A 21,062-nucleotide genomic window follows, 5' to 3' on the forward strand; every position below is an offset into this window, starting at 1 on the left:
AAGATGTCAACAAAGGGTTTGAACCACTTTACACCAGTATCCTTCAAAATTTTTCAATGCTTTTTTAGCATCCGCTTCATTGTTAAACAATCCAAACACTGTTGAGCCACTTCCACTCATCAGAGCTTTTTTAGCGCCAGCTTCAATCAATTTTTTTTTAATTTTATCTATCTCAGGATACTTTTCCAAAACAGGCTTTTCAAGATCATTCCACAAGTTAAAACTATTAACATCACCACTACAGAGTAGATTATACAACTGCCAAATATTATTATTTATTTTTTCGTATTCTGTTGTCAATTGAGTTTTAAAATTTAAAGATTCATAAGCCCACTTTGTAGAAATGCTGAAATCAGGTTTAACCAGCAAAAGCGTATAAGATTTCTGAATTTTTAAAGGTTTAACTATATCACCCCTTCCCTGCACAATACATAGTGGAAGATAAAGGAAAAAAGGTATATCACTGCCAATTGAGCTTCCTAACTCATGGAGTTTTTTTATGTCAAGATTGAGCTGCCACAGTTCATTTAAAGCTTTAAGAGTAACAGCTGCATCAGAACTGCCTCCACCAAGACCTGCACCACAGGGGATTTTCTTTTTTAGGATAACATGGACACCTTTTTTTATTTTAGTGTATTCCTGTAATGCCTGAATTGCCTTGTATACCAGATTATTTTCCTTTTTTACTGGCAGGTTTGTTTCAATTTCTATTGTTTCCGAAGATTTAAAAATCAGGGTATCATGCAGATCTATGGCATGCATTAATGTGATAATGTCATGGTAACCATCTTGTCTTTTTCTTAAAACTGAAAGCGACCAGTTTATTTTAGCAAATGCCTTAAAGATGCGCATTATTTGATTAAAGGTTGAATTTCTTTTATCTTTTTTTCTACTCTTTCTTTTAAACCTTCTTCTTTTTCATTATGTTTTAATGCTTCCTGCCAGCTCTGAAGAGCTTCTTTAAAATTTCCGAGTTCTTTATAAACATCTCCAAGATGTTCAAGAATTACAGGGTCATCTTTTACATATTTTATTGCTTCAATAAGATACTTTAAAGCATTTTTATTGTCTCCAAGTTTGAAGTAAACCCATCCAAGACTGTCAAGATAATATCCATTGTTGGGTTTCAGTTTTACTGCTTTTTCTATCATTGATAGAGACTCTTTTAGATTAATGCCTCTGTCAGCATAGCTGTAGCCAAGATAATTAAGAGCTTCGGCATGCTCTGGATTAAGAGAAATAACTTTTTTCATTAACTTTTCTGTTTCCTCAAATCTGCCAAGTTTGTCAAAAACAACCCCTGCAGTAAAGTTAATATCAGCATTATCAGGAAATTTATTGAGCGCTTTTTCAATATATTGCTTTGCTTTTTGATAATCCTTTAAATCCATAGCAGTTTCTGTGGCATAGATATAAATTTCAGGCACATTATCTGCAAACTGAAGAATCTCATCATAAATATTTAAAGCTTCTTTAAGATTTTTCTGTTTTAAATAAACTGTGGCAAGATTTAAAAAGGCATTTATCTGCTTTGGATTGATTGAGATAATTCTTTTCAGTATCTTTTCAGCCTCTGTTAGTTTTCCTGTTTCAATGTAAACTAAGGAAAGATAGTACATAAGATTCAGATCATCTGGATGTTTTTGTAGGAGATACTCAAGTTCTTCCTGAGCTTTATCATACTGTTTTGTCTGTAAATAAAGAATAGCAAGTTTTTCATGGATCTGCTCTGCCTCTGATTTTTGTTCTTTCAGGGTTTCAAGTTCTTTTATTGCTTCTCCGTATGATTTACGGGAAAGATATAGATTTATCAAGCGTTCTCTTGCAAAAAGATTTTCAGGATTAAGTTCCAATGCTTTTTTGAAATATTTCTCAGCTTCTTTAAAGTTTCCGGAAATCTCCTCAACTGCTCCTAAATTTGTATATGCAGGCTCATAATCAGGATTAAGTTGAAGAATTGCTTTAAAACTCTCCCGAGCTGATTGAAAATCCTTTTTTTCAATGTAAATTACTCCAAGAAAGTGTAAAGCCATTATATTGTCAGGGTCTTCTTTCAGTATTTTCTTAAAGGTTTCAATTGCCTTATCATACTTCTGGGAGATAAGATATAAATTACCGATTTTTGAAAGCATTTCAATTCTGTTTGGTGATTGACTTAGAATCTTTTCATACACTCCAATAGCTTCATTAATTTTCTTTTCCTTTACATAAATGGAGGCAAGAACCTGTAAAGCCTTTGTGTTTTCAGGGTCTTCCTTTAATACTTCATTGATGTAGCTCTTTGCTGTTTCCAGTTCGTCAATATTTAAATATGAATCAGCTAAAAGTATCTTGAGAAGTTTTGATGATGGGTCTTCTTTTAATGCTTCTTTGTAAAAGTCAATTGCTTTATTTAAATCTCCGTTTATGCTGGCATAATATCCAGCCATGAAATTGAAATAAACTTCTCCATTTGCTGGTAGGGGAATAAAAAGAAAAAAAATAAAAATCAGAAATAAAACATATCGCATAAAATATTATGGCATACTCTGAAGCAATAAAAAAAGAGGGGGATTTTTCCCCCTCTTTTTAACTTAGCAGGAACCTTTGCATTTGCAGGTAGGCATTGCCTTTCCTGAAACTTTCTTAATCATCTTGGCACCCCCCTTTCATAGGGATTTTAAACCTCTTCATGAGGTTTTTAGAGCTTCATGCTCTACATCAATTATACCATTTTATACAGGCTTTCTATCAAAGAAAATATTTTTCCCTTTTATACTTAATGGAATACCGAGTATAATCTGTGAATCCATAAATCCAAGTTTTTTTGCGGCAACACCTACAGAATACATTACCCTGTTGTCAACTCCCAATTCTTTAGCAACTGAAACAAGTGAGCCAATTGCAATACCAAGATCAATTACTCTGATTGTGCATACAGGTCCTGAATATTCAACCTCATATGTCTTTTGTTTAATGATTGAGTTGCAGTCATAACCACAAGCCCCGCAGTTTACTCCAGCAGGTTTTTTAAAGTTTAGCCCAACAAGAATTAATCCTTCAGCATCTCTCACATTTTGAGCATCTCTTTTGAAAAATTTATGGGTAGCCTGCTCACCAATTACTTCCATCTGTCTGGCAATTGCTTCTTTTTCTTCCTGAGTAACAATTGCTGTAACGATTTCATCTTCTCCCTTTGCTTTTGGTGCTGTTCTTGCTGAGATAAGCATTATTTTTGCTACAGTTTCAATTACTTCTTTTTCTGGATTAAGCTTCATTTATTTACCTCCCAAAGTTAATGTTGATTAAATATTTTATCATATAGTTAGAATAAAAGATGCCCATGAGCAAAGTAGAGGATTATATCATAATTAAAGGAGCAAGGCAGAATAACCTAAAAAACATAGAGTTACTCATTCCTCACAATAAATTAACTGTAATTACGGGGATTTCAGGCTCTGGCAAATCATCTCTTGCCTTTGACACAATATATGCTGAGGCTCAGTGGCGATTTATTGAATGCATGTCAAGTTATGCAAGAGTATTTATTGAAAAACTTCCAAGACCGGATGTTGACTTAATTGACAATTTAAGACCCTCTATAGCTCTTGAGCAGAGGAATCCTGTTAAAGGTTCAAGAGCAACTGTTGGAACCCATACTGAAATTTATGATTATCTGAGAATAATTTTTTCCAAAATAGCAATTCCCATATGTCCAGAATGTAAAAGAGAGATAAAAGCATGGAGCCCTTCAAAGATCGTTCAGGAACTCTTACAAAATTACTCTGGCAAAAGAGCATTTATAATGTTTGAAAGCGAAGAATCTACTGAAAAACTTATTAAACTTGGTTTTTCAAGAGTTTTCATATATGAAAATACTCATGCTGTGGTAAAAGAGCTTTCAGAATTTCATGAAAAATTGAAAATGATAATTGTTGACAGGCTACGCATTTCAGATGTTTCAAGACTTAATGATTCAGTGGAAATAGCTTTCAAGATGGGGAATGTTAAAGTTTACATTGTTGAAGACAATATATTGCTCAATTTCCCTTCTGAGGCAATATGCCCTCAATGCGGTATAAAAGCTCCAGAAGCCTCTCCACTTCTTTTTTCCTTTAATCATCCACAGGGTGCCTGTGCTGAATGCAAAGGATTTGGTTACATACTCAAATATGATGAAAGTTTTATTATTCCAGATAAAGAGATTTCCCTTGCTGAAGGCGCTATTGAAATATGGGAAAGACCATCACTCAAATGGTGGAAACAGCAGCTTATCAGGGGAGCAAAGCTTTCAGGAATCAATGTAAATATTCCTTACAGAGCTCTACCAGAGGCGCACAAAAATCTTATTTTTACAGGGAATCAGTATTTTTACGGAGTGAATGATTTTCTTGAAGAACTTGAAAGAAAAAGATACAAGGTTCATATAAGAGTTTTTCTTTCAAGAATTAGAAAGCCTTCTCTGTGTCCAGTATGTAAAGGAAAGCGATTAAAGGAAGAAGCATTGATGTTTAAAATAAATGGACTTGACATAGGTGATTTAAACTTTATGTCAGTAACTGAGCTTAAAAAATGGATTCAATTACTTAAACTTTCTCCGGAACAAGCCAGGGTCGCAGAAGAACCTTTAAAACAGATTTCTGAAAAGCTTGATTTTCTTGAAAGAGTAGGGCTGAAATATTTAACTCTTGACAGGCAGATTAAAACTCTTTCTGGGGGAGAGTACCAGAGACTTAATATATCAAATCAGCTTTCAAATAAGCTTACCGCAACTCTTTATATTCTTGATGAACCAACTGTGGGACTTCATCCAAGAGACACTGATAGAATTATTAAAGTTATGAAAGAGCTTACAGATTATGGAAATACAGTAATAGTTGTGGAACATGACAGAGATGTAATAAAACAGGCAGACTGGATAATAGAACTCGGTCCTGGAGGTGGTAGTTCTGGTGGCAAAGTAATTTACTCTGGAAAAATGAAGAATTTTTTAAAAATGAATACACCTACTGCCAATTATCTTAAAGAAAATGATGCGTATTTAATTAGCCAATTTTCCAGGTTTTACAAAGAATTTATCACTTTAAAAAATGCCAGGGGACATAATCTCAAAGGCATCACAGTTCATTTTCCACTGAACGCTCTTACAGTGGTAACAGGAGTTTCAGGCTCAGGGAAAAGCTCTCTTGTTGTTGATACCTTTTATAAAGCAGTGGCAAACCAGCTCGGTTTGGACAATGAAGAGCCCCTTTCATTTGATGGCATTGAAGGAATAAAAAATATTAAAACAATAAAACTCATTGATCAATCTCCCATTGGAAAAACACCAAAGTCTATGCCAGTTACATATCTCGGGCTTTATAGCAAAATTCGTGACATATTTGCCTCTCAAAGAGAGGCAAGAGCAAGAGGACTGTCCTCTGGTGCTTTTTCTGTAAACAGTTCAGAAGGTCAGTGCCCAACCTGTAAAGGTGAAGGATTTATAAGAGTTCAGATGTATTTTTTTGAAGATTTATTTTTACCATGCGAGGACTGTGAAGGGAAAAGATTCAAAAAAGAAGTGCTGGAAATAAAATACAAAGACAAAAACATCCATGAAGTTTTATCAATGAGCTTTGATGAAGCCTATGAATTTTTTTGTGATGAGTTTGCATTAAGAGAAAAAATAAATATTGTGAGAGAACTCGGTCTTGGTTATCTGAGATTAGGACAGCCTGCTACAACTCTTTCAGGTGGTGAGGCACAGAGAATTAAAATCTGTGAAGAAATTATTAATTCAATCACATCAAGAAAATCCAATCTTAAAGGTTTTATTTACATTCTTGATGAACCAACTGTTGGACTTCATTATGAAGATATAAAGAAATTTCTCCATATTGTGAAAAGACTCATTGATAAATCAGCGACAGTAATTATAATTGAACACAATCTTCAGGTAATAGCAGATGCTCACTGGATAATTGATCTTGGACCTGAAGGCGGAGATGAAGGAGGCTACCTTCTTTACGAAGGTAACCTCCATGATTTCCTTAAAGTTAAAAATTCCTACACTGCAAAATATCTAAGAGAACACTTAAAATCTTAAGAAGGCACCAATACCACCATATTCAATAAGTCTCTGTCTGTCCTTTTCATCCTTTACAACCTCAACGAGGGCAGATTGCTCAATTGCCATTTCTGTAGCCTTTTCCAGTAAGTTATCAGCTTTCATTACGCAGTTACCACATTCCATACAGCATTCAACAGGCTGAGTTGTTGCAAAACCGCAGTTTTCACAGATGTAACCCTCTACTTCATAATCTCTGGCTATGACAAGTTTCATTACTCTTTTTTCTCTTAAATATTTCAGAGTATCATCAATTCCAGTGACAGAGTTGTCATTTTTCAATGCCCTTGTAATAAGTTCGGAAACTGTTTCTTTTTCCTTAGATTTTTCATATTCTTCAATTATTGGAAGAACTTTTTCCAGAACTTCTTCCTTTGAAGCATGTTTTTCAATGTTTGCTCTTCCTACTATTTTTAGTTTCACTTCATCAGGAATCATATCCATCAAATGGGAAATTGCTTCGTCCGGACCTGCAACAATAAGTCTTCTAATCTCTTTGTCTTTAAGAAAATCTCCGAACTTATCCACAACATCCTTAAGATGCATTTTTACATGATAATCAATGTGTCTCTCATATCTCTTCTCTGCCAGAGCAAACCATCCGCCTTTCTTATGTTTGCCCGGTACATCTTCATGCTCAATCATTCCATATTCTTCAATATCTCCGAGGAAAACTAAAAAAACTCTTGCTGTGCGTTTGTCAACAAGAATAACGCCATATTTCTGATAATTATCAATTAAATCAAAAAGCGGGCTTGTATAAGGAGTTTTATCAACTATTAAATCCTCTTTAAGTTCCACATTTAAATCATACCTTATCCAAAGCTCTTTTTTAATACAGCTATAAATAACAAGAGATTTTTTAAAAGATTCTCTTTCGCTCTGAAGAAAACTCTCTATCTTTTCTATATCTTCTTTGACAGAGCTCAGAGTTTTTTCTGGTAAAGCTTTTACAAGATTTTTAAATTTTGACAGATAAGCCTGTTTTTTTCTCTCCTGTGGAGAAACATTAAGAAAAAGACTTACGACGAAAGCATCTTCAAATTTGAACTTTTCAAGTCTTTCTAAATCCTTTCTCTCAAACATTTTCAGCACCTCCTATAAAGTTCTTTAAAATCTCCAGGAAGGAAACAAAAAGGCTAAAAACAAGCGGACCAATTATAAATCCAATAAGTCCAAAAACCTTGATACCACCAAGAACAGACAGGAATATAAAAATAAGTGGTAATTTTACTCTACCTTTTATTATTACAGGTTTCAAAACATTATCAATTGAGCTTATTACCAGTGCTCCAACAACTGCAAGAATTAATCCTTTTAAAATATAACCTTTAACCAGCAAATAAACAGAGGCAGGACCCCATACAGCAAAAGCTCCTAAGACAGGGATAAAAGATGCTATAGCAGTTGCAAATCCCCACAAAGTTGCTGAAGGAATATTAAGAAGATAAAAGGTTATTCCAAGAATTGTGCCCTGAAGTATTGCTATAAGAATGCCTCCATAAAATGTGGTATAAATTATGTTTTTTATCTGCTTTCTTATGGATACTTTATCTGTCTCAGCAAAGGGTAAAAACTCGCCAATTTTTTTTACAAAGCTCTCTCCGTCCTTTAAAAAGAAAAAAGCAATAAAAAAAGTTAAGATAAGATTGATAAACAGATTCACTACATCACCAAATCCGTGTGCAATTCTTAAGGCGCTTTCTTTCATTAAATTTCCGATTTCATTTTTAATTAAATTTTCTGTAGATGAAACATCTCCTGCAGTAATAAAGCTTAGCTTTTCAAGTATTTTTACCAGTACAGGATTTGTTGTTATATTATTTACAAGTTCTGGAAGATTTACTTTTTTTATAAGCTCTCCTGCTTCAAGTATTATTTGATATGATATAAAAACAAAAGGGAGAAGAAAGAGAAGTATTATGAGCAGAATTGTTACAAATGCTGATAATCCTTTATATTTTAAAAACTTTTTTACAAAATCAAAAATAGGGTGAAATACAAGAGCAATAACTGTAGCCCAGCCAAGGGAGGCGAAAAAAGACTTAAGTATCTGAAAGTTAAGATACCCCAGAATACCGATAAAAAACAATAAAATCCAGATATAAAAGCTTCTTTCAAGAGAGAGTCTGTATTTTTTTGAAGGACTCATATTTTATTTTATCTTTTTTGAAAAACTTTGCCAAATCTTCCATGAGGCTTCAGAGCAATCTCTTTCTGGATGCCACTGAACTCCTATAAAAAAAGGATGCCCTTTAAGATAAACTCCTTCAATAACTTTATCTTTTGCCATGCAAAATATCTCAAGACCTTTACCAGGAGTTTTAACTGCCTGATGATGGGAACTGTTTACTCTATAAATGCCTTTTTTCAATAAAAAATCATCAATGACCTGAATTTCATGATCGCCTTCTGTGTGATTTATATCAGTTTCAATGTTCTGCCAGAGAGTTCCTCCTAAAAAAACATTCATAAGCTGCATTCCATAGCATATTCCAAGAACAGGTTTTTCTTTTTGAATAAATATCTCAAGAAGCTTCATCTCTGCCATAACCCTCTCATCAGGAACAAGACTTTTACAGGCAGTATTTTTTTCTCCATAAAATTCTGGATTTATGTCTTCACCTCCTGAGATCAGTAGTCCTGAAATTTTATCAATACTATCAATTACTTTTTCTGTCATATCCGGTGAAATTATTAAAGGAGTAAGACCGACTCTGATAATGCTCTGGATATAATCCCTGTTTAAATAAATCTTTTTTTCATCAATACTACATGTGATTCCAACAACTTTCATAAAAGCATTCTTCCACTTCTTTTTCCTGTTAGAGAACCCTCAAATACAGCAATTTCTCCATTTACAATAACATATTTGATCCCCTTTGAAGTATTAAAAGGATTTTCAAAGGTGGCTCTGTCTTCAATCTCAGCAGGATCAAAAATAACAATATCTGCAAAATAGCCTTCCTTTATAGCTCCTCTTTTTTCTATTTTGAAAGTTTTTGCTGGCAGAAAAGTAATTTTTCTTATTGCCTCTTCAAGGCTTAATATCTTTTTATCAAGAACATATCTTTTTATAAATCTTGGAAAACTTCCAAAACCTCTTGGATGAGGTTTCCCCTGTCTTGTAATCCCCTTTGAACTTCTTGCAGAGCTGTCAGTTCCTATCATAACATAGGGTCTGGAAAGAATTTTTTCAAGATTTTCCTCGCTCATTCCAAAGTATATCACTCCAACTTGAAGATTTGAACGAATCAGTAAATCACATATAAAGTCAGCAGAGCATTCAAAATCAATAATCTCTCCCAGTCTCCTGCCCTCAAGTGTTCTGTTAAAAGCAGCATCGGAAATTAAAAGACTGTTTAGAAACTCTCTTCCGCGCTGTTTAAGATATTTCTTAATTTGATTCCTTATGTTTTTGTTTTTCAGTCTCTTTATAATATCATCCCTGCTTCCTTCAATTATCCATGATGGTAAGAAGGCATCAAGATCTGTTTGAGAGGCAGTATAAGGATATCGATCTGCTGTTATTTTTATTCCATTAGAATGCGCCTCTTCAATAATTTTAAAAACTGCTTCAATCTTCCACCAGTTTTCCTTCCCTGATGTCTTAAGATGAGATATATGAACAGAAACTCCTGTTTTCATTCCAATAAAAACTGTTTCTTCCAATGCACTGAGAAGCTTTTCACCTTCGCTCCGCATATGAGTTGCGTAAATACCTTTAAATTTCTTTAAAGTTTTTGCAAGCTCAATGATTTCTTCTGTATCAGAAAAAATTCCAGGTGGATATATCAAGCCTGTTGAAAGACCTTTTACTCCCATAGCAAGATGGGATTTCAAAATTTCTTTCATCTTGTTTATCTCTTTTTTTTGGGCTTTCACATTTTTGTATCCAATTACACAGCCGCGAATATTACCGTGTCCGCATAAGGTGATAAAATTAATTGAAGGAGCTGCTTTTTTCAATAAATCAATGTAATGCTTAAAGTCATTCCATGGTTTTAGCCCAAGCAGGTTTATTTCCGAAAGTCTTCTTTCAAAAACTTCACCAAACATTGGAAATCCTGATACTCCGCAGTTGCCATTTATTTCAGTGGTTATTCCCTGCGTTATTTTGCCTTCTGCAACAGGGTCTGCAAGGATTGTGAAATCAGAATGGGAGTGTGTATCAATAAAACCAGGTGAAAGAATCAATCCCTTTGCATTTATGGTTTCCCTGGCAGAGTATTTTTCTTTGCCTATGTAAACTATTCTGTCCTTTTTTATTCCTATGTTAGCTTCAAAGGCAGGACTGCCAAGTCCATTAAAGATTAAGGCTTTTTCTATGAACAAATCCATTTAAATTGCCTTTTTTGTTTTTTGCCCATTTACTTTAGTTTTTGAAGAATTATGCCTTGTATATTTTACTTTTTTAATTTGCTCTGTGTGCATAAAATAATTTTTTATTCCTTCAACAATTGATTGAGCTATTTGCATTCTGTATGAATCACTGCTGAGAAGTTTTTCTTCTTCTGGATTGCTGATGTAGGATACTTCAAGAAGACAGGAAGGCATCTGAGCTCCAACAAGTACATAAAAAAGAGCACCCTTTAGTCCATTGTCATGCCTTAAGAATGCAGACTTTAAGCTTTCAGTTAGTGAATTATGAACATATCCTGCAAGCCGAACAGAACTGTCTCTCTTTGCTTCTCTTTCTAAAGAAGCCAGCATAAATCCCACTTCACTTTTTAACTGTTTCATTTTTTTAATAGAAATGGCGTTTTCTCTTGCTGCAACTCTTATTGCTTCCTCATCATCAGTCCAGTTGAGAATATATGTTTCTATTCCGCGGGCATAAGAATTTGAAGAGGCATTTGCATGAATGGAAATAAAAAGATCAGCCTGAAGTCTGTTTGCAATCTCTGTTCTTTCATTGAGTGGTATAAAAACATCTCTGTCTCTTGTTAGGATTACCTCAAAGGAGGGTTCATTTTTTAAGAGTTCTTTAACTTTCAGAGCAATATCAAGTGTAACATCTTTCTCCTTCAATCCTGAAGGTCCAATTGCACCGGGATCCTTACCTCCATGCCCTGGATCAATGACAATTTTTCGCTTCAGTATGTTTTTTACTTCTCCATCATCAGATTTTATTGATGACTTGGCATTTCCCCTCGGATATATATCAATTACCATTCTGAAAGGATCTTCCAGCTGAATGATTTTGAATTCATAATCAGGTTTTTTAAGGTCAAAAACGATTCTTACTGTATTGGCATCAAACTGTCCAACGCGAATTTTGCTTACAACCGGGCTGTTTACTGAATACTCTTTTTTTAACTCTTTATTGAGTGAGGCATTTTTTATATCAAAGAAAAGTCTTTCAGGATTTTTAAGCTCTCCCTTTACAAACTCAGAAATTCCTGTTGTTTCAATTACTACCCTTAATCTTTCAGAAAGCTCATAACATCTTATATCCTTAACTTGAATCTTTTCCTGTGCAAAAGCAGAAAAAGCAGACAGTGCTACAAAAGCAAAAATGGATAGAACCCTGAAAAATCTTAACATCCCATTAAACAGCTACAACTTCTTTAACCTCTGGAATCTCACTTTTAAGAGTCTTTTCAACCCAGTTTTTAAGAGTAAGTGTTGCCATTGGACATGTTCCACATGCTCCTTTTAACTTCACATAAATTACATCATCTTTAATCTCAACAAGATCAATGTTACCTCCGTCTGCCATAAGTCCCACTCTTATTTTGCCAAGAACTTGCTCAACCTTTGTTCTGTCAATCATGAAAAACCTCCTCTGTTGTTTTTAATAATTATACCCTATTTGCAAAATATTTTCTCAAGCTCAAGGGGTGTGAAGCTAAACTTTTTTAAAAATTCACCGATTAAAAAATTAAGACAGCAGGGTGGAAAGGAGGTGAAGGAGCGAATTCACCCGTATGCTGTCTGGATGCAGGAGGCATCCTAAATAAAAAACATGGAGGTTTAAACCATGGCATTAAGAATTAACTTCAATGCAGAGGCAACAGTAACACACACTGCCCTTTTAAGAAATGAAAGGGCAATGAACAAATCTCTTTTAAGAATTTCAACAGGTCAGAGAATCTTAAGTGCAGCAGATGATGCAGCAGGTCTGTTTATTGCAGACCAGCTTGCAACAGTTGGAGCAGCTTTGGACCAGGGTAATCGTAATATTCAGACAGGTATAAGTGCACTTCAGATTGCAGAGTCAAATGTTGGACAGATTTTTGAAAAACTTCAGACAATTTACACAAAAGCGCAGTCTGCAGCAAATGACATCAATGACCCGAATGCCCGTGCAGCACTTCAGAATGATATTACAAATCTTGTTGATGCCATTCAGAAAATCGCAACTGATACAGAATACAATGGAATTAAACTTCTTGATGGAACATTTGCAAGTAAGGTTATCCACTATGGTGCAAGGGCAGATCAGACAATTACAACAAGTATTCCAAATGTAAAGGCATCAAACATTGGTGCTTATGTAGTCCAGGGAACGGGTCAGGTTACATCAAGTGCAACATCAGCTTATACTGCATTAATTACAGCAAACTGGCAGTATGACGCTTCTGCTGATACAGTAACTGTAGCAGGCGTAAGTCTTAAAGATTCATCATATCTTAGCTATACTGGTGCTGTTGATGCAAAGGCAATAGCAGATGCAATAAACAATAATGCAACATTACAGTCTTTAGGAATCTCTGCAAGAGCAAAAAATAGCTCTACAGCAAGCACAGATTTCAGCAATATCCAGGCAGGAACAAATCAGTCTGCTACTATAAATTTTTATGTAGGTTCTAATACCGCTTCTGCAAACGCAATTTCTATTACAGTAAGTTCTGGACAAACTCTTACTCTTGATCAGCTTGTCTCCCAGATAAATACTCAAGCTTCAGCTAAAGGCTTAAATATAACTGCTTCAACTTCTGGAAGTAGGCTTGTCCTTACAACAACTGGAGAAACAATAGGAGTAGAGGTAACTTCTACTACTGGTCTTTCTGTTAACCTTGCTACACTTCTTGAGGGTGCTTCAGGATCAGTATCATCAGCAACTACTGCTACAGGCTCTGCTGTAAAAGTTGGAAATCTGTCAATTGCTGGAACAGATTCATATAATTATGATTTCACTGGAATAAGCAGTTCTACTGAAGGTCTTGGTGTTGCAGCTACAGGAAATGGAAGTTTCTTTAACCTAAATAGCATTAATGTAACAACAAATGCTGGAGCAGAACTTGCTATTGATATTGCAAATACTGCAATTAAAAAGGTTGACAGAGTTCGTACCCAGATTGGTTCAGTAATTAACAATCTTCAGGCAATATGGGATGGTCAGAAGACATCCTATGACAACACAAAGGAAGCTGAAAATGTCATTCGTAACACAGACTTTGCAGCTGAGATGAGCAACTTTACAACAATGCAGATAAGAATGCAGGCAGGTATGGCAATGCTTGCACAGGCAAATGCACTTCCACAGCTTGTGCTTCAGCTTCTGAGATAGTAAAATGAGTAGGGGAGGACTCCCTCCCCTGTTTAATTTTTTAAAGGGAGTCAAATATGAAGGTGGATGGGATAGAAAGGGAAACAATAATCATAAATCCATACAGACACACGGAAACAGACAATACTCAAACAATTATTTATGCAAATCAGAAAGACATAATTAAAACTGAAAACGATGATAATTTAAGTGGAACAAATAAAAATCAAAAAATAACAGTGTCTCAGCAAGAGCTTAACAAAATGATGGAAGAGCTAAGACACAAATTCAGCATGCTTGAGAAATATCTTCAGATAGATATAGATCAGGAGCTTCAGATGCCTATCTCAAAGATTATTGATATGACAACAGAGGAAGTAATACGACAGATTCCACCAGAATGGATTGTTGAGATTTTAAGAAGAATGGAAGAACTTAAAGGAATATTTTACTCGAGGGAGGTTTAAGTGGCAGATTTATATTTTTCAGGTATTACAGGAACACTTGATACAGGAGCAATAATTGATAAATTAATGCAGATAAAGCAACAGCCTCTTACTGCCCTTATTCAGAAGAAAGCTCTGCTTCAGGCAAAGGTTTCAAGTCTTACAAATCTTTATGGTGCAGTCAGTGACATTCAGAATTTTTTCAGCAATCTCAACATAAGCAGTATTTTTAATACAAAAAAAGCAACTTCTTCAGATACAACGGTTTTAGAGGCAACTGCAACATCGGATACTCCAAATCTGACAATGAATATAACAGTTAACAAGCTTGCTCAAACAGAAATGCGTGCAAGCACACAAGGACTGTCTTCATTAACAGGGACATTTTCATCTTCAGGAACTCTTACACTTAAGTACTGGACGGATGACTTAAATTATCTTACTTACAATATAAATTACTCAGCAGGGCAAACGCTTCAGGACCTTGTAAATAGTATAAATTCAGCTCAAAACAACATCAAAGCCTCAGTTTACTATACAGGCTCAGACTACAGGCTATTGCTCACTGAAGCAAACCCTGCAAACTCAAAAAAGGAAACAAATACAGCCACTTCTTCTTATGTTATTGAAGCAACAGGAATGCCTGTAGAGCTTGGTAGCCTGGACAGTCCAATTCAGAATGCTCAGAATGCATCAATAACAATAGGAAATTCAACAACTCCTGTAACAAGCCCAACAAATACATTTTCAGGGTTGCTTACAGGACTTAATATTACAGTAAACAAGACAGGTTCAGCCACATTAACAGTGAGCGAAGATTACTCTCAGATAACAGCCACTCTTAATAGCTTTGCAAATTATTATAATTCAGTAATATCTCTTGTAAACTCAATGACTGCCAAAGGTGCTCAGTTTCAGGGTGAAGCCGCAGTTACAACAATTAAAACAGGTTTTGTAAATCTTCTCAATCCACTTATAAGTGCTGGTTTAATTAATTATTCTGACAAAGATGGAACAATTTCAATAAACACCGATGCATTACAGTCTTTGCAATCATCAAATCCTGATAAATTAAAAAATATAATAACTACAATCAAAAACTCTTTTAGCACTGCACTGACTGGATGGACTTCTTCAATAAAAACATATGAAGGCATGGAAGAATCCCAGATTAATTCAATTGATGATAAAATCTCCAGCATGCAGGAGTATCTTGCAAAATATGAAGAAAGACTGAGGCAAGAGTATGCCCGTCTTGAATCATTTATATCACAGATGAATCAAATAAGTAACAGACTTCAAGACTTTATGACAACACTTTCAGAAATGACAAAGGGAGGTAAAAAATGAATTATGTAGATGCCTATTTGCAAAGCAAGGTAATGGGAGCAGATGCTCTTGAACTTATAACAATGCTTTATGATAGAGCAATTGTTTCCCTTAATATTGCAAGGGAGTTAATAATTAAAGGGGTTGATGATCCTGAAATTGTAAAGAAAAAGGCTATTGAACTAAGCAGAGCAACAGATATAATGTATTATCTCAATGACATTCTTGACAGACAGCGTGGTGGACAGATTGCAGAAAATCTAAGCATAATTTACACAACCATTGTAGAACAGCTTGTAAGAGCCAATCTTTTTAATGATGTTGAAACAATTTCCAAATGCATAGAAATTTTAAATAATCTTAAGGCAGCATGGGAGGATGTAAAAAAACAGGCAAAGGAAGGACAGTATGAACCCGGAAGAGCAACTGCTGGAGCCGTCTAAAATAAGAAGTCTGCTGATTAAGGCTCAAATCGCCCTCAAGGAAAATCGTTATGAAGAAGCTCTTTCAATTATTCAGGAGATCAATGCAGAGGACATGGCAGGTCTGTCTTCTGAAGAATTGCAGGCAGTGGGTAGAGTTTTAGCCTATTTGAAAGAACTTTCTGAAGAAAAGAAGCAATTTTTAGTTGAAGAATTAAAAAAAATTCAGGCAGCAAAACAATATCTTGGTTAATCAACTTTCAAGAAGTTTTCAAAGTGCCATTTCAATCTTAATTTTATCAAAATTCGCAAATTCCTGCTAATTATGCTCTATCACAGGAGCGTCTTGAGATAATATCCCATGTTTCTTCATCAATTTCATCAAGATATTCAGACACTTTAAATTCTGCTCCGCACTCACTACAGCAGAGCACGATTCTACTTCAATAAAAGAATATCAAAATCTGACTCTTGCAATATTTACATTTAGCTTTTTTCAGAACTCTTTTTCGCACTTTAGCCTCTAATTTTAAGTTTTTAGTTGTTTTATATTTTATAATAAATTATGCAAAAAACAGGAATAGCAAATATGCCTCTTCATAGTGGTAGAGCTCCTCAGTGGCTATTTAAAAGAATGGTTGCTCTTTCAAGAGCAATAGTTGAGTTAATGATAATAGAGCTTGGCAGGGAAGAACTCCTACGAAGGCTTTCTGATCCTTACTGGTTTCAATGTCTTGGCTGCGTTCTTGGCTTTGACTGGCACAGTAGTGGCGTTACCACTACTGTTACTGGAGCACTGAAAGAAGCATTAAGAGGAGTTGAGCATGAATTTGGATTGTTCATTGCAGGAGGCAAGGCAAAGAAAGCTTTACAGACTCCACAGGAAATAATAAACTATGCTAATTCGTCAGGTTTTGCACCAGAGCCTCTAATCTATGCAAGTAGAGTTTCTGCAAAAGTTGACAATGTGGCAGTTCAGGATGGATTTAGTTTATATCATCATGTAATCATTTTTACCCAACAAGGGCATTGGTGCGTTATTCAACAGGGAATGAATGAAACCCTCCAGACAGCAAGAAGATATCACTGGTTGAGTTTTACTCTTAAGAGTTTTGTTGAAGAGCCTCATCAGGCAGTTTGCTGCGATGTAAAAACAAAAACATTGAATTTTACAGCAAAAGAGTCTTCAGAGCTTAGACAGGCTTCAGTGATACTTTCGCAGGAAAATCCTGAAAAAATAATAAAAGAAATTAAAAAAATCAATGAACTCAAACTTCCTCAAAGACATTCTGTAACAATTCATGATGTAAAAGCAGAAAATTTATATAAAATTTTGCTTAAAACCTATGAAAAGCAACCTAAGGATTTTGAATCTCTTCTTGAGACAAAGGGAGTAGGAGCAAAAACTTTAAGAGCTCTCGCACTTACCTGTGAGCTTTTGTATGGAACTCCTTTGAGCTTTAAAGATCCAGCCCGTTTCAGTTTTGCTCATGGAGGAAAGGACAGAACTCCTTATCCTGTGGACAGAACCCTTTATGACAGAACGATTGAGATTTTAAAAAAAGCAATTGAAGAAGCAAAAGTCGAAAGAACAGAAAAGCTTTCCGCATTAAGAAGGCTGGCAAAAATTACACAAGTATAACAAGATTGTCCCTGTGAATTACTTCATCAGAGTATTTATAGCCGAGAATTTTGTCAATTTCCGAGGATTTTTTCCCTTTTATAAGCTTTATCTCACATGATGAATAATTAACCAGTCCTTTGGCAATTTTTTCACCTTTTTCATCAATGCAGTAAACTGCATCTCCTACATCAAAATCTCCTTCCACTTTTTTGATTCCTGATGGGAGAAGACTTTTGCCATTTTTAAGCAAAGCTTTTACAGCGCCTTCATCAATGTAAAGATTTCCTTTAGACCTTGTTGCATAGGCAATCCATCCTTTTCTTGAGGTAACCTTTTCCTTCACAGGCTCAAAGAATGTTCCCACCTGCTTTCCTTCAATCACTGCTTTAATATTTCCATATTTTCTGCCACCTACAATATGAACAGGGATTCCAAAGGAAGTTGCCTTTTTTGCAGCAATAACCTTTGAATACATTCCTCCAGTTCCATATCCCGTGCTTGTTGGTTTTGCTATTTCAGTAAGTTCTTTTGAAAACTCTTTTACATGCTTTATTAATCTGGCATTAGGGTCTTTTTTAGGATCTGAAGTGTAAAGACCTGCAACATCTGAAAGAATTATTAAATGATTTGCTTCAACAAGCCCTGAAACAAGAGCTGCAAGCTGATCGTTATCGCCAAATTTTATCTCATCAGTTGCTACTGTGTCATTTTCGTTAATTATTGGAATTATACCCATCTCAAGAAGTGTGAAAATCGTATTCTTTGCATTTACATAACGAACTCTATCGCTCAGGTCATCTCTTGTAAGAAGAATCTGAGCTATGTGTTTTTTAAATTTTAGGAAATACTTTTCATACATCCACATCAAAAGTGGTTGTCCGACTGCTGCAGTTGCCTGTTTTTTTCTTATTTCTTTGGGTTTGCTTTTAAGTCCGAGTTTTTTCAAGCCTGAAGCAATTGCACCTGAGGAAACCATTACAATTTCTATTGCCTTGTTATGAAGTTCCGAAATCTCTCGAGTAAGCGAAGAAATTCTTTTCTGATTTATCCTTCCTGCTTTGTCTGTTAAAAGATTACTTCCTACTTTTACAACAATTCTCACTTTTTCAACCTTTCTGAAAGATATTTAAGAAGTTCATCAATACCTTCTTTTTTTACTGCACTTATCGTGAAAAAATCAATACCTCTTTTTTCGCAGTATTCTTTAAGCCTGTTCAGTCTTTGTCTTTTATATGAAATATCAATTTTTGTCCCAACCACTGCAAAGGGTTTTTCTGTTAGGGCAGGGTTATATAGTTCAAGTTCTTTCTGAATTTTTTCAAAATCTTGTACTGGATCAGAATCTAAAAAATCTGATACATCAACAAGATGAAGAAGTAAAGAAGTTCTTTCAACATGTCTTAAGAATTGATGCCCCAGTCCTGCACCTTTGTGAGCACCTTCTATCAGGCCTGGAATATCAGCAACAACAAAGCTTTGATAATCCCCATACTTTACAACTCCAAGCACAGGAGCAAGGGTAGTAAAAGGATAATCAGCAATTTTTGGACGAGCAGAGCTTATTACTGAAATTAAGGTTGATTTTCCAGCATTTGGAAGTCCAATGAGTCCCACATCTGCCAGAAGTTTGAGCTCAAGAATTATCCATCTTTCCTCCCCTTTTTCACCTAACTGAGCATATCTCGGAGCTTGATTTGTGGGAGTTGCAAAATGGGCATTGCCAAATCCTCCTTTGCCGCCTTTTGCCACTACTGTATATTTGCCTTCTTCATTCAGGTCAGCAATTATCTGCTCTGTTAGAGCATCTTTAACAACTGTTCCAACAGGCACTTTTATAATCAGATCTTCTCCGTCTCTGCCTTTCATATTACTTCCTTTACCATGTTGTCCCCTTTGTGCCTTGTATGTTTTTTTATACTTATGATCAAGAAGTGTATGGAGTTCACCAGAAGCCTGAATTATTACATCTCCTCCTTTACCACCATCTCCACCATCTGGTCCTCCTTTGGGAACATACTTTTCTCTTCGGAAGCTAATACAACCTCTTCCACCATCACCGGCTTTCACATAAATTTTTACATAGTCAACGAATTGCATAGAATTGAAGAGGGTGGCATTAGCCACCCTTAGTTTACTGGGCAGGTTCTGTAACTGGATAAACGCTTACTTTCAGTCTTTGCTTGTCTTTTCTTTCGAATTTAACAATACCATCAATCAATGCAAAAAGGGTATAATCAGAGCCTACACCTACATTAGCTCCGGGATGAAACTTCGTTCCTCTTTGACGGACAAGGATATTGCCAGCTTTTACAAACTGTCCACCAAATCTTTTTACACCAAGTCTTTTAGCTTGGCTGTCTCTTCCATTTCTTGAGCTTCCAACACCTTTTTTATGTGCCATTTTATCCTCCCATGATTTCTTTTATCTTTACTTTAGTATACCATTGTTTGTGACCTTTAAGTTTATGAATAGCCTTTTTTGACGGAGGTCTGTATACAACAACTTTTTTATCTTTTGCAGTTTCAATCACTTCAGCTTTTACTTTTAATCCTTCAATATAGGGAGAGCCTATTTTAAGCCCTTCATTACCCTGAAAAAGCAACACCCTGTCAAACATTATTTCATTTCCTGGTTCAAGATCAATCTTTTCAATTTTTAATACATCTCCCACTTTAACCTTAAACTGTTTCCCACCTGTTTCTATAATAGCGTACATGAAAAACACCTCCTCATGGAATTACTTTATTCAATGGATATTCAACAAATCCTGAAGCACCTGCCTCTTTAAGCTTGGGTAAAAGCTCTCTCACTCTTTTTTCATTTATTATAACCTCTACTGCATACCAGTTTTCATCATAAAGCTGGGAAATTGTAGGAGAATGTAGAGAATTAAGCAGGCTGAGCACTTTTTTAAGAGAATCCTTTGGAACATTCATCTTGAGTCCTACCTTTTCTTCAGCCAGCAGAGCACCCTGAAGAAGCATTGCTATGTCTTGCATTTTTTTCTTCTTCCACGGATCTTTCCATGCACTCTTATTGGCAATAAAACGAGTAGTTGACTCAAGAATTGTTTCAATAACGCGTAGTTTATTTGCCTTTAAAGAAGCGCCTGTTTCAGTTAAATCAACTATTGCATCAGCAAGATAAGGAGGTTTAACCTCTGTGGCACCCCATGAAAAATAAACTTCAGCTTTAATTCCTTTAGATTTTAAGTATCTTTTTGTATATCCTACAAGTTCAGTGGCAATTCTTTTATTCTGCAAATCTTCAATAGTTTTTATTGAAGAGTCTTCTGGCACTGCTATAACCCACCTAACTGGTCTAAATCCTTCTTTTGCATATCTGAGTTCTGCGACTTCTATTACATCTACATTCTGTTCAAGAATCCAGTCATATCCAGTAAGTCCGCAATCAAGATACCCTTTTTCAACATAAACTGGCACTTCCTGAGCCCTGAGAAGCATGGCTGAGATTTCCTCGTCATCAATTACAGGATAATAGGATCTATGGGAAACATGTATGTTGTATCCTGCTTTTTTAAATAGCTTCAATGTAGTTTCTTGTAGGCTTCCCTTTGGCAGCCCGAGTTTTAATACTTTTTCTTCCATTCTGATTTAGACCTCCGAAATAAACTTAGAAATTTTAGTTTAAAATTTTTAT

Annotated in this window: 22 protein-coding genes; 7 read left to right on the forward strand and 15 right to left on the reverse strand. The window is 35.3% G+C overall.

Going from position 1 to position 21,062, the window contains the following annotated elements:
* Nucleotides 1–6: 6 nt before the first annotated feature.
* From ispE to ACP5O9_RS04440, 3 genes are all read right to left on the reverse strand, one after another.
* Nucleotides 7–852, reverse strand: a complete 846-nt coding sequence (ispE, locus tag ACP5O9_RS04430; protein WP_428723509.1) for a 4-(cytidine 5'-diphospho)-2-C-methyl-D-erythritol kinase — start codon at nucleotides 850–852, stop codon at nucleotides 7–9.
* On the reverse strand, nucleotides 852–2,510 hold the full coding sequence (locus tag ACP5O9_RS04435; protein WP_424904414.1) for a tetratricopeptide repeat protein: 1,659 nt from the start codon (nucleotides 2,508–2,510) through the stop codon (nucleotides 852–854). The genes ispE and ACP5O9_RS04435 overlap by 1 nt, the downstream gene beginning before the upstream one ends.
* A 204-nt stretch (nucleotides 2,511–2,714) precedes the next feature.
* A complete protein-coding gene (locus ACP5O9_RS04440) occupies nucleotides 2,715–3,257 on the reverse strand; it encodes a ferredoxin domain-containing protein (protein WP_353685733.1) in 543 nt (180 codons plus the stop codon).
* A 65-nt stretch (nucleotides 3,258–3,322) separates the two neighbouring features.
* Between ACP5O9_RS04440 and uvrA the strand changes: the two genes are divergently transcribed.
* Nucleotides 3,323–6,064, forward strand: coding sequence for an excinuclease ABC subunit UvrA (gene uvrA, locus ACP5O9_RS04445; RefSeq protein WP_428723510.1), 2,742 nt, complete (start codon nucleotides 3,323–3,325; stop codon nucleotides 6,062–6,064).
* On the opposite strand, the gene ACP5O9_RS04450 is transcribed toward uvrA, so the two are convergent.
* From ACP5O9_RS04450 to ACP5O9_RS04475, 6 genes are read right to left on the reverse strand one after another with little or no spacing between them, the layout of a single operon-like run.
* The gene (locus ACP5O9_RS04450; protein WP_353685731.1) at nucleotides 6,053–7,171 is read right to left on the reverse strand and encodes a Vms1/Ankzf1 family peptidyl-tRNA hydrolase; all 1,119 of its coding nucleotides are present in this window, start codon (nucleotides 7,169–7,171) and stop codon (nucleotides 6,053–6,055) included. The genes uvrA and ACP5O9_RS04450 overlap by 12 nt on opposite strands.
* Nucleotides 7,164–8,237 (reverse strand): AI-2E family transporter, encoded by a 1,074-nt coding sequence (locus ACP5O9_RS04455; RefSeq protein ID WP_353685730.1) that lies wholly within the window; start codon nucleotides 8,235–8,237, stop codon nucleotides 7,164–7,166. The genes ACP5O9_RS04450 and ACP5O9_RS04455 overlap by 8 nt, the downstream gene beginning before the upstream one ends.
* 3 nt (nucleotides 8,238–8,240) lie before the next feature.
* Nucleotides 8,241–8,882: a gamma-glutamyl-gamma-aminobutyrate hydrolase family protein gene (locus ACP5O9_RS04460; protein ID WP_428723511.1), complete on the reverse strand. Its 642-nt coding sequence runs from the start codon at nucleotides 8,880–8,882 to the stop codon at nucleotides 8,241–8,243.
* Nucleotides 8,879–10,426, reverse strand: coding sequence for an N-acyl-D-amino-acid deacylase family protein (locus tag ACP5O9_RS04465; RefSeq protein WP_353685728.1), 1,548 nt, complete (start codon nucleotides 10,424–10,426; stop codon nucleotides 8,879–8,881). The genes ACP5O9_RS04460 and ACP5O9_RS04465 overlap by 4 nt, the downstream gene beginning before the upstream one ends.
* Nucleotides 10,427–11,632: an N-acetylmuramoyl-L-alanine amidase gene (locus tag ACP5O9_RS04470; protein WP_428723512.1), complete on the reverse strand. Its 1,206-nt coding sequence runs from the start codon at nucleotides 11,630–11,632 to the stop codon at nucleotides 10,427–10,429.
* 4 nt (nucleotides 11,633–11,636) lie between these two features.
* Nucleotides 11,637–11,861 (reverse strand): NifU family protein, encoded by a 225-nt coding sequence (locus ACP5O9_RS04475; RefSeq protein ID WP_353685726.1) that lies wholly within the window; start codon nucleotides 11,859–11,861, stop codon nucleotides 11,637–11,639.
* A gap of 207 nt (nucleotides 11,862–12,068) precedes the next feature.
* Between ACP5O9_RS04475 and ACP5O9_RS04480 the strand changes: the two genes are divergently transcribed.
* Genes ACP5O9_RS04480 through ACP5O9_RS04500 form a run of 5 tightly spaced genes read left to right on the forward strand, consistent with a single transcriptional unit; the run spans nucleotide 12,069 to nucleotide 16,030 of the window.
* Nucleotides 12,069–13,601, forward strand: a complete 1,533-nt coding sequence (locus tag ACP5O9_RS04480; RefSeq protein WP_428723513.1) for a flagellin — start codon at nucleotides 12,069–12,071, stop codon at nucleotides 13,599–13,601.
* 56 nt (nucleotides 13,602–13,657) lie between these two features.
* Nucleotides 13,658–14,047 (forward strand): flagellar protein FlaG, encoded by a 390-nt coding sequence (locus ACP5O9_RS04485; protein ID WP_428723514.1) that lies wholly within the window; start codon nucleotides 13,658–13,660, stop codon nucleotides 14,045–14,047.
* Entirely contained in the window at nucleotides 14,048–15,376 is a 1,329-nt protein-coding gene (gene fliD / locus ACP5O9_RS04490) for a flagellar filament capping protein FliD (protein ID WP_428723515.1), read from the forward strand.
* Nucleotides 15,373–15,798, forward strand: coding sequence for a flagellar export chaperone FliS (fliS, locus tag ACP5O9_RS04495; protein WP_353685722.1), 426 nt, complete (start codon nucleotides 15,373–15,375; stop codon nucleotides 15,796–15,798). The genes fliD and fliS overlap by 4 nt, the downstream gene beginning before the upstream one ends.
* Nucleotides 15,764–16,030 (forward strand): hypothetical protein, encoded by a 267-nt coding sequence (locus ACP5O9_RS04500; RefSeq protein ID WP_353685721.1) that lies wholly within the window; start codon nucleotides 15,764–15,766, stop codon nucleotides 16,028–16,030. Before fliS ends, ACP5O9_RS04500 begins: the two co-directional genes overlap by 35 nt.
* Nucleotides 16,031–16,100: 70 nt before the next feature.
* Here the strand turns inward: ACP5O9_RS04500 and ACP5O9_RS04505 are convergent, their stop codons facing one another.
* Nucleotides 16,101–16,211: a hypothetical protein gene (locus ACP5O9_RS04505; protein ID WP_424904422.1), complete on the reverse strand. Its 111-nt coding sequence runs from the start codon at nucleotides 16,209–16,211 to the stop codon at nucleotides 16,101–16,103.
* A 131-nt stretch (nucleotides 16,212–16,342) separates the two neighbouring features.
* Here ACP5O9_RS04505 and ACP5O9_RS04510 point away from each other — a divergent pair, with 131 nt between their 5' ends.
* Entirely contained in the window at nucleotides 16,343–17,419 is a 1,077-nt protein-coding gene (locus tag ACP5O9_RS04510) for a DUF763 domain-containing protein (RefSeq protein WP_428723516.1), read from the forward strand.
* Here ACP5O9_RS04510 and proB read toward each other — a convergent pair.
* Genes proB through hisG form a run of 5 tightly spaced genes read right to left on the reverse strand, consistent with a single transcriptional unit; the run spans nucleotide 17,406 to nucleotide 21,010 of the window.
* Nucleotides 17,406–18,503 (reverse strand): glutamate 5-kinase, encoded by a 1,098-nt coding sequence (proB, locus tag ACP5O9_RS04515; protein ID WP_428723517.1) that lies wholly within the window; start codon nucleotides 18,501–18,503, stop codon nucleotides 17,406–17,408. The genes ACP5O9_RS04510 and proB overlap by 14 nt on opposite strands.
* Nucleotides 18,500–19,498 (reverse strand): GTPase ObgE, encoded by a 999-nt coding sequence (obgE, locus tag ACP5O9_RS04520; protein ID WP_353685718.1) that lies wholly within the window; start codon nucleotides 19,496–19,498, stop codon nucleotides 18,500–18,502. Before obgE ends, proB begins: the two co-directional genes overlap by 4 nt.
* 34 nt (nucleotides 19,499–19,532) lie before the next feature.
* Nucleotides 19,533–19,802 carry a 50S ribosomal protein L27 gene (gene rpmA / locus ACP5O9_RS04525; RefSeq protein ID WP_353685717.1) on the reverse strand — a complete coding sequence of 90 codons (270 nt, stop codon included), beginning with the start codon at nucleotides 19,800–19,802 and terminating at the stop codon, nucleotides 19,533–19,535.
* A gap of 1 nt (nucleotide 19,803) precedes the next feature.
* Nucleotides 19,804–20,118, reverse strand: a complete 315-nt coding sequence (gene rplU / locus ACP5O9_RS04530) for a 50S ribosomal protein L21 (protein WP_353685716.1) — start codon at nucleotides 20,116–20,118, stop codon at nucleotides 19,804–19,806.
* A gap of 13 nt (nucleotides 20,119–20,131) precedes the next feature.
* Nucleotides 20,132–21,010 carry an ATP phosphoribosyltransferase gene (gene hisG / locus ACP5O9_RS04535; protein ID WP_353685715.1) on the reverse strand — a complete coding sequence of 293 codons (879 nt, stop codon included), beginning with the start codon at nucleotides 21,008–21,010 and terminating at the stop codon, nucleotides 20,132–20,134.
* Between the last annotated feature and the right edge of the window lie 52 nt (nucleotides 21,011–21,062).

It is taken from the genome of Thermodesulfovibrio sp., assembly GCF_049969575.1.
Lineage (GTDB): Bacteria > Nitrospirota > Thermodesulfovibrionia > Thermodesulfovibrionales > Thermodesulfovibrionaceae > Thermodesulfovibrio > Thermodesulfovibrio obliviosus.

Coding starts and splice junctions, on each gene's coding strand:
- ACP5O9_RS04440 (WP_353685733.1), bottom strand. CDS start 3,257: ATGAAGCTTAATCCAGAAAAAGAAGTAATTGAAACTGTAGCAAAAATA.
- ACP5O9_RS04475 (WP_353685726.1), bottom strand. CDS start 11,861: ATGATTGACAGAACAAAGGTTGAGCAAGTTCTTGGCAAAATAAGAGTG.
- ACP5O9_RS04470 (WP_428723512.1), bottom strand. CDS start 11,632: ATGTTAAGATTTTTCAGGGTTCTATCCATTTTTGCTTTTGTAGCACTG.
- ispE (WP_428723509.1), bottom strand. CDS start 852: ATGCGCATCTTTAAGGCATTTGCTAAAATAAACTGGTCGCTTTCAGTT.
- ACP5O9_RS04500 (WP_353685721.1), top strand. CDS start 15,764: ATGAACCCGGAAGAGCAACTGCTGGAGCCGTCTAAAATAAGAAGTCTG.
- hisG (WP_353685715.1), bottom strand. CDS start 21,010: ATGGAAGAAAAAGTATTAAAACTCGGGCTGCCAAAGGGAAGCCTACAA.
- ACP5O9_RS04460 (WP_428723511.1), bottom strand. CDS start 8,882: ATGAAAGTTGTTGGAATCACATGTAGTATTGATGAAAAAAAGATTTAT.
- uvrA (WP_428723510.1), top strand. CDS start 3,323: ATGAGCAAAGTAGAGGATTATATCATAATTAAAGGAGCAAGGCAGAAT.
- ACP5O9_RS04510 (WP_428723516.1), top strand. CDS start 16,343: ATGCAAAAAACAGGAATAGCAAATATGCCTCTTCATAGTGGTAGAGCT.
- rpmA (WP_353685717.1), bottom strand. CDS start 19,802: ATGGCACATAAAAAAGGTGTTGGAAGCTCAAGAAATGGAAGAGACAGC.
- ACP5O9_RS04485 (WP_428723514.1), top strand. CDS start 13,658: ATGAAGGTGGATGGGATAGAAAGGGAAACAATAATCATAAATCCATAC.
- obgE (WP_353685718.1), bottom strand. CDS start 19,498: ATGCAATTCGTTGACTATGTAAAAATTTATGTGAAAGCCGGTGATGGT.
- ACP5O9_RS04450 (WP_353685731.1), bottom strand. CDS start 7,171: ATGTTTGAGAGAAAGGATTTAGAAAGACTTGAAAAGTTCAAATTTGAA.
- fliS (WP_353685722.1), top strand. CDS start 15,373: ATGAATTATGTAGATGCCTATTTGCAAAGCAAGGTAATGGGAGCAGAT.
- ACP5O9_RS04465 (WP_353685728.1), bottom strand. CDS start 10,426: ATGGATTTGTTCATAGAAAAAGCCTTAATCTTTAATGGACTTGGCAGT.
- ACP5O9_RS04455 (WP_353685730.1), bottom strand. CDS start 8,237: ATGAGTCCTTCAAAAAAATACAGACTCTCTCTTGAAAGAAGCTTTTAT.
- ACP5O9_RS04435 (WP_424904414.1), bottom strand. CDS start 2,510: ATGCGATATGTTTTATTTCTGATTTTTATTTTTTTTCTTTTTATTCCC.
- ACP5O9_RS04480 (WP_428723513.1), top strand. CDS start 12,069: ATGGCATTAAGAATTAACTTCAATGCAGAGGCAACAGTAACACACACT.
- rplU (WP_353685716.1), bottom strand. CDS start 20,118: ATGTACGCTATTATAGAAACAGGTGGGAAACAGTTTAAGGTTAAAGTG.